The sequence below is a fragment of the Sulfitobacter sp. L-8 genome (assembly GCF_056859255.1).
In genome coordinates, this window is record NZ_JBSXOD010000012.1 from 1 (window position 1) to 6,858 (window position 6,858).

At 52.7% G+C, this 6,858-nt stretch carries 7 protein-coding genes; 3 read left to right on the forward strand and 4 right to left on the reverse strand.

Annotated features, from left to right (window positions below; all coding sequences use genetic code 11):
* Positions 1–430 precede the first annotated feature (430 nt).
* The 4 genes from AC13DE_RS00490 to AC13DE_RS00505 form a co-directional block, all read right to left on the reverse strand.
* Positions 431–1,459: a sensor histidine kinase gene (locus AC13DE_RS00490; protein ID WP_446313993.1), complete on the reverse strand. Its 1,029-nt coding sequence runs from the start codon at positions 1,457–1,459 to the stop codon at positions 431–433.
* Positions 1,460–1,612: 153 nt separating this feature from the next.
* A complete protein-coding gene (locus AC13DE_RS00495; RefSeq protein WP_446313994.1) occupies positions 1,613–2,395 on the reverse strand; it encodes an ImmA/IrrE family metallo-endopeptidase in 783 nt (260 codons plus the stop codon).
* Positions 2,392–2,787: a hypothetical protein gene (locus AC13DE_RS00500; protein WP_237274055.1), complete on the reverse strand. Its 396-nt coding sequence runs from the start codon at positions 2,785–2,787 to the stop codon at positions 2,392–2,394. The genes AC13DE_RS00495 and AC13DE_RS00500 overlap by 4 nt, the downstream gene beginning before the upstream one ends.
* Before the next feature lie 4 nt (positions 2,788–2,791).
* Positions 2,792–3,349, reverse strand: a complete 558-nt coding sequence (locus AC13DE_RS00505; RefSeq protein ID WP_446313996.1) for a hypothetical protein — start codon at positions 3,347–3,349, stop codon at positions 2,792–2,794.
* A 173-nt stretch (positions 3,350–3,522) separates the two neighbouring features.
* Here AC13DE_RS00505 and AC13DE_RS00510 point away from each other — a divergent pair, with 173 nt between their 5' ends.
* Genes AC13DE_RS00510 through AC13DE_RS00520 form a run of 3 tightly spaced genes read left to right on the forward strand, consistent with a single transcriptional unit; the run spans position 3,523 to position 6,618 of the window.
* Complete coding sequence (locus tag AC13DE_RS00510; RefSeq protein ID WP_483046672.1) at positions 3,523–4,746, forward strand: nucleotidyltransferase domain-containing protein; 1,224 nt, start codon at positions 3,523–3,525, stop codon at positions 4,744–4,746.
* Positions 4,739–5,473, forward strand: a complete 735-nt coding sequence (locus AC13DE_RS00515; protein WP_483046673.1) for a ubiquitin-conjugating enzyme family protein — start codon at positions 4,739–4,741, stop codon at positions 5,471–5,473. Before AC13DE_RS00510 ends, AC13DE_RS00515 begins: the two co-directional genes overlap by 8 nt.
* Positions 5,474–5,481: 8 nt before the next feature.
* Positions 5,482–6,618, forward strand: a complete 1,137-nt coding sequence (locus AC13DE_RS00520) for an SAVED domain-containing protein (RefSeq protein WP_446313997.1) — start codon at positions 5,482–5,484, stop codon at positions 6,616–6,618.
* The last annotated feature ends 240 nt before the right edge of the window (positions 6,619–6,858 follow it).

A 6,858-nucleotide genomic window follows, 5' to 3' on the forward strand; every position in this document is an offset into this window, starting at 1 on the left:
GGGTGCGATTACGGTGCTTCATGGCCAGACCAATTTGCAGGGTTTTCAACGCGATAGTATAAAACACTGCAGAAAAAGGCTATTAAAATCACCACTTAATCATTCGTTATCAATGTCTTGATGGTTGTTCAGGGCGGACAACTTAAGCAACTCTTTTCGGAGGCCAAGGCTGCGAAGCCGAAAGTAAATGTTAAGATTCCTCGCAAACGCCTGTCGTTCAAAGTGTCCCGTAATTTTGAGAAGGAGTTCACTGAGCTCACAAAAATATCTGGGCTGAAGAAAACTCAGGTCCTACGCGGTGTCGTTCAAGAGATCCGCTCTGATCTGGTCTATCCGGAGAACCCGGTTTCCTTACCTCAATTGCGCGAAATGGTCGCAACGTTGGAGAGTTAAGCCTTCGTTGGCGAGGTGATGTTGGCAGCTGCCAACGTCAGCCAACAAGGACGGTCTCGTCATCTATCATCGGCGTCTGAGAGCCCGCAACGCACATTAAATCCAGATCGAGTGTTGCGATCATGCCCTTGGAAGAAAAGTCTCGCGTGATGGTGCCACCAAGAGAGGAAGAAGCAGTGCTGTCGCACATGCGCGTGCCAAATCCTATACGGTCTGGATCGGCAGAAGGTGGCACAGAGGGGCAGAATTCTTTCCACTGAATGAATAACCGGTCTTCCAACGTTTCCGCTTGGATTGAGAGGCCATCTCCCATTTCTGAAAGCCCTCCATATTTTACGGCGTTTGTAGCGAGTTCAAAAAACACGAGTGAAAGTGGCGTGATCGCGGAAGGGCAAATATGGATTTCGGGTAAATCCATCTGGATCGGCGCGCCCTCGGTGAATGGCTTTAGAAGAGATTGAGTAAGGTCGGCCAGATTAGTGCCTTCGGGCCCATCGCCAGAAGGGTCGCTGACGGCCTTCGAATGAACCGCCGCCAAAGCCTGAAATCTCTGCCGCATTCCCGCAACGAGATCTTCGATGCTATTTGCTTGCCGCGCTGCTATTGAGAGAAGACTCCCGGCGACGGCAAAAGAGTTTCCAACACGGTGGTGCATTTCCCTTAGAAGAAGATGTTGCCGCTCGTCAGCCTCACGCTGCAGCGTGATGTCGCGGGCGATCTTCGATGCACCTACGATATTTCCGTCGTTATCACGTACTGGCGAAACGGTCAGAGAGATCGGAACGAGCGTGCCGTCCTTACGCTTCCTGATGGTTTCAAAATGGGAAATCCGCTCACCTTGGCGCAACCGAGCGATAAAACCTGCTTCTTCATCGATACGATCATCGGGGAAAAGCATTGTGATAGGCTGACCTACAGCTTCCTCTGCCTTATAGCCGAAAAGACGCTCCGCGCCCGGATTCCAGCTTTGGATTACGCTGTCGAGACTCTTTGTAATAATGGCGTCATCAGAGCCCTCGATGACGGCAGCCAGGTGCTCCTGGAGATTTCCTACCAAGTTTTTCATTTCAAGCCATGCCCTGTATTTGCGACCGACCAATATTACCAGAAACCTTAACCGAGGCAATAATACTTCAACGAAGTGAAATTAAAAGATTATTATCCCTCATAACAAAAAATACCGATATATTTTATGAAGGAAAAGACGTTCTCTGATCGCTTAATCAGCAAGCATTCTGTCGCTTCGAGCGACAAGTAGAGTTACCACTTCATCATCTTGCGTCCTGAAGGATTGCTCGCCCAGCTCTACTTGGTCCGCCCATCCCACATCGAACCAGGTATCACCATCAATCGTGGACATATGTCCGTCATCTTCAGCACCTTCGAAGAGGATGCTATAGGCGCTGCTTTCGCGGTCGAGGGTGTTCTTTGGGAACCATTTCTCATCGATGCTCTTCGAGCGAATAAACCAGCGCCGTCCATCTTTACCATATGCAAGTAAAAGAGATGGGTGGAAATCACTCTCGACCAACCGGTAGGCCATCGCAGTCAAGCTGACGTCGAAATGGGTCGCCATCTCTCTGACCGTTCGCATATTGAGCCTATCAAAGTCGCGGATGGCATCTTTAAGCATGAACTTGGGCATGAGAAGTTCAGCCGCAAAACGGTTTGCTGCAGCCTCCTTCGACAAGCCGCGGGATTTCCCGCTGCCCCCGATATCATCTTTACTGCACATCAGCTGGTGGCCTCTATGCCACTCCCAATGACCGATCTCGTGTGCAAGCGAAAATCTTTGACGACGAGCCATACTACGACTGTCGATAGAAATAATCGCTCGCCCGACATCAGCTCGGCCGGCAATGCAAGCATCGCACCCATCGAGTTCTCGATATTTGACTTTCGCTCCGCTCAGCCAGGCGATGGCCTCAAGATCAATCGCCCCAGGGTCGCTAATCGACAGAGATTTTATCACCTTCTCTGCGGTCCGGGGTTGGTGCGTCATTTATCAGTCTCGTCCTGATCATCATTCCAAGCGTCATCATCAAACAGCTCATCAAAATCTTCGTCGAGAGCATCCTTGTCTCGCTCAGACAGTTTCTTGCCATTGCGAGCTGCCATCGTGTCTGGGATGAAGCTTTCAGGGCGGGGTTGGCTGTCGCTCCGCTTCATCGGAACAATATTCGTCTTGGATTGATCACGCTCCAAAGCTACGCGCGCGTCTCTTAGGCGCGATACACCTGCCTGAGCAAACGCTGTCTCAAGCCAAGCATCCATTCTTTGAGCAAAGGCAGCTGTATCTTCGCCATCGGCCTTAGCCTCTTCGAGCGCCTCCTCTGGCGTCATCGCCAGAATATCATCGTTGATCGCCTCCTCGAGACGATCGAGCTTCGACATTTTGTCATTCACCATGGATCATACTCTTGAGTTCTGGGTGCGCATTTACTTTCCTTTTGAAACGCTTGCGCACAGTTTCGTAGCGGGTCGTGTCGCCGTCAAAGAGGCTGAGTAAGTCTTGCTTTTCCCAGCCATCCATAATCCCTTCTGCCAAGGCCTCTGCATCATCATCTCCGTCAAACAGCGCCATGACATGCGTCACGATTTCCGTTTCGAGGACGAGGTCTGCTGCACTGGTGTCTTCTGATACAATATTGGCAGCTTTATCGATGTCTCGATCCACATTGCGCCTGAAGCCGATCTTGGATTGCTCTGATACGATGCTCTTCATCACCCCAGAAAGGAATGCATAAAGGTTCAGTCCTTTCGGCCACTTACGTTTTCCTTCAAGCACGCGATAGATGGCATCTTGGAGAACTTCCTCTTCTTCGCCTGGTCGGCCAACACGGCAGCGGTTGCGCGCCAAACCTTTAAGCTTAGCCCACTCTGCTTCAGTCAATGAAAGCGCGGCCTTGAACTCATCGATGGTGTGAAACTGTCGCTGGCTTGTCACCTGGTCCATAGGCCGTCCTTGTTCGCTCTATTTGTATGTGCGCCCGAGAACCAAAGCGCCGGACAAAAAAGTTCAGCTCGCATGTCCGGGGCATACGTTCCCAAGCGCATACCATAACGAGGGCCTATTGGCAGGCCTCTGTATCATATGGTGACAAAACGCACGGCAGAGAAAGGCAGCGCATGAACATACCGAAAGACAGACAGATTACCTCTAAAGAGGAGGCCCTCCGGGCCATTGTCCGAGAAATTTCCATCCCGCAAAGCTATGATAAAAAAGCGAGGGATAGGTATCACTCAATCGGGGACTGGCTCGATCGACCAGAGTCTAAGGTTCGTGCGCTGAAGCCGAAGATTTCGGCCCAAGGCTCTTTCGCACTGGGGACTGTTATTCGGCCCATCGGAGATAACGACGCCTATGATGTCGATGTGGTTTGCGAGCTCGAAAATGGTGACCACAACCAGATGTCGCAGGCTGAACTCAAGAGCTTGGTAGGCTTCGAGATCAGGGCCTATGCCACAAAGTACCATATGAACCAGAAACCACAGGACGGACGGCGCTGCTGGACCATGGAGTATGCCGACGAGGCAGATTTCCACATGGATATTCTCCCAAGTATCCCAGGGACAAATAGCTACGTCGCTTCTCTCGTTTCCGCCGGTTACAACCTTGATGGTGTGCGCTCGTATACTGATACGGCGATCAGCATCACAGACAAGAAGCATGACGGCTATCACACCCGCGGCTCAGAATGGCTCGTCAGCAATCCCAAGGGATACCTTCGTTGGTTCCGTCTGCGTCAGCGTCAGATTCTCGAGCAGAAGCGCATGCAGATGATGGCTTCTGGCCAAGTCATTGCCTCCGTAGAACACTTTCCGAACCACAAGGTCCAGACGCCTCTTCAGGATGCAATTAAGCTGCTGAAACGGCATCGGGACGTGATGTTTGATGGCGATGATCACAAGCCGATCTCAATCATCATCGCAACGTTGGCAGCAACATCTTACAATGGAGAGTTGACGATCTCAGACACGCTCCGGAACATTCTCCCGAAAATGCAGCGTACGGTGGAGGAGCTTGGCCCCGTTCCGGTGATTTCGAACCCATCCTATCCAGCGGAAAACTTTGCCGACAAGTGGCAAGAGAAGCCGATCAAGCGCCAGAACTTTGAACGCTGGATCGGGAAAGCACGTCAAGACATCCTTGCCTACTTGGCCGGTAGCCGGTTTGACGCCATTCCTCCTGCCTTCCGTGACAGCATGACGAATGAAACCATCAGTAAGGTGGCTCCGATGATGGCCCTGACAGCGGCGGCTGTGGCTACAAGTGCAGCAGTCGCCGCCGAAGAGGCTGCCGCAGTGCATTCATCTGGAAACCAGACAAAGCCTTGGTACCCCGGTGAGTGATGAGGTGAAAAGCCTTCTGCGTGATGTCAGAGATGCCCTCTATGTCGATCAGCCTTTCCTGGATATCTCAATCAAGGATGAGGCGGTCGTCGTTGAGGGTGTCTACCTGCTCTTGGCAAAGCTACCGGCCTATCGTGACCGTGGCCCACTGGCAGAGCACCGTATTCGGATCGAGGTTCCGGCCGACTACCCGCTCACAGAGCCTAAAGTGACGATGCTGGATGACAGCATTCCAAAGCGCGACACCTTCCATTGTTCGCCTACTGGCGTCTGCTGCATCACAGTTTTTGAAACATGGATGGTGACCCAAGAAGACCCGACGATCGGTGCCTTCGTAGAGGGACCGCTGAGGAACTTCTTTCTAAGTCAGCTGCTCCGACAAAAAGGTGAGGCTTGGCCATTCGATGAATGGGATCACGGCGCCGACGGCTGGATTGATGCGGTGGCTGAATTCATGGGGTGTCGGGCAAGGAAGACCGAGGTGCAGAACGTCCTGACACAGAGAATTAGCAATGACCTGCTGGATATGGATGCCCCTTGCCCGTGCGGCGCCGGGCTCACAGCAACGCAGTGTTGTGGGGCCACACTTGAAAAATTCTGGTCCCAGGTAAGCCCAGAGACGGCCGAGACTTGGCTGCGTCGGTTGATTGACCTGACGCCTATGCCGTCACCCCGCGAGATACAAAAACGAATTCATAAAAACCGGCCTTTTAGGCGCGTGCATTGAGGAAAAATATGAGCAAGAACGGAACTCGAAACTTGGGTGAGAAAACCAGGCGGATCGTGTGGGCACAATCTGCTGGAAGGTGTCAGTTTGAGAACTGCAACGAACCACTGATTGGCCATCTGGTGTCCGGCAACCTTGGTGCGAACAAGGGCTATGTCGCCCATATCATCGCAGATAGCGTGAAGGGCCCCAGAGGGGACGAAGATCTGTCTCCGATACTGGCAAATGACTATACCAATGTGATGCTGCTCTGCGATGCTTGCCATCGTGAGGTCGACCGCGAAAATCCAAACGACTATCCGGCAGATCGACTGCGACAGATGAAGCGCGATCATGAAGCCTGGGTCGACATGGTTTTGTCCGCTGGTCCGAACAGCCGATCACACATACTCCAGTTTAGCGCGCCGATCGGCCCTAATGAGACGGCGGTTCCTTTTGATGATTGCGTGACGGCCATCTTGCCAGAACGGACACCTGCCGAGGCGAGGCCTATCGAGATCAAAGTTAAAGGTATGCACTACAAGGATACAGACCCTACATACTGGATCGTTCAGCCTGAGGTCCTCCGCGCCGACTTCGCATCCAAGATTCATGGTCGCTTCGAGGATAGCGATATCCGCCACCTTTCCGTGTTCGGCCTTGCTCCGATCCCTTTGCTGATGGAACTGGGGCGGCTGCTCTCTGACATCTCGATCGCCGATGTCTACGAACTCCAGAGAGAACCCGCGCAGTGGTCTTGGCCAGAAAATCGTGAAGAGGTTCACTTCACCCGACACCGTGGTGCACCTGGCCCCAAGAAGGTTGCTCTGAAGTTGTCCATAACCAACGAAGTCAGCGACGCGGCTGTAGTGGAGGCTTTAGGGCCGGACGTGTCGATCTGGGAAATCAGTAGCGATCTGCACCGCGCCGGGATTATCAGGCACAAAGCCGATCTCGAACGTTTCCGGGAGATCGTTCGGCGCACGTTCGATGAGATACAGAACCAGCATGGCAGTGAAGTCGAACTGTCTGTCTTTCCGGCCACTCCTGTATCGTGCTCAGTCGAGTTTGGGCGCGTATGGCAGCCCAAAGCGCAGCCGAGCTTCGATGTCTTCGACCGCGTGCCAGATCACGGCTTTGTCCGGAGGCTTCGGATTAAGTCATAGATCATGTTTGACAAGTTAAGGGCCTTCCCCTGAGCTTGGAGCTAAGAGCCGGGCCTGTATTTTAGGACAAATTTTAGATCGGAAAGACAAAAAATTGAGGTAAACCTCCGCCGAGGGCCGTCTGGCTGCTGGGCTGTGAGATCGTTTATCGAGTGTCCTTATGGACGCACACGAAGACACCCCCCGCATTCAAGTTTTGTCGGTCTCTGATACTGGCCGTCGCCGCCGTTGGTCAGATGA

What these genes read in the sequence shown, in the direction of transcription:
- AC13DE_RS00490 (WP_446313993.1), bottom strand. Translation starts at nt 1,459, where the DNA reads ATGAAAAACTTGGTAGGAAATCTCCAGGAGCACCTGGCTGCCGTCATC.
- AC13DE_RS00495 (WP_446313994.1), bottom strand. Translation starts at nt 2,395, where the DNA reads ATGACGCACCAACCCCGGACCGCAGAGAAGGTGATAAAATCTCTGTCG.
- AC13DE_RS00500 (WP_237274055.1), bottom strand. Translation starts at nt 2,787, where the DNA reads ATGTCGAAGCTCGATCGTCTCGAGGAGGCGATCAACGATGATATTCTG.
- AC13DE_RS00505 (WP_446313996.1), bottom strand. Translation starts at nt 3,349, where the DNA reads ATGGACCAGGTGACAAGCCAGCGACAGTTTCACACCATCGATGAGTTC.
- AC13DE_RS00510 (WP_483046672.1), top strand. Translation starts at nt 3,523, where the DNA reads ATGAACATACCGAAAGACAGACAGATTACCTCTAAAGAGGAGGCCCTC.
- AC13DE_RS00520 (WP_446313997.1), top strand. Translation starts at nt 5,482, where the DNA reads ATGAGCAAGAACGGAACTCGAAACTTGGGTGAGAAAACCAGGCGGATC.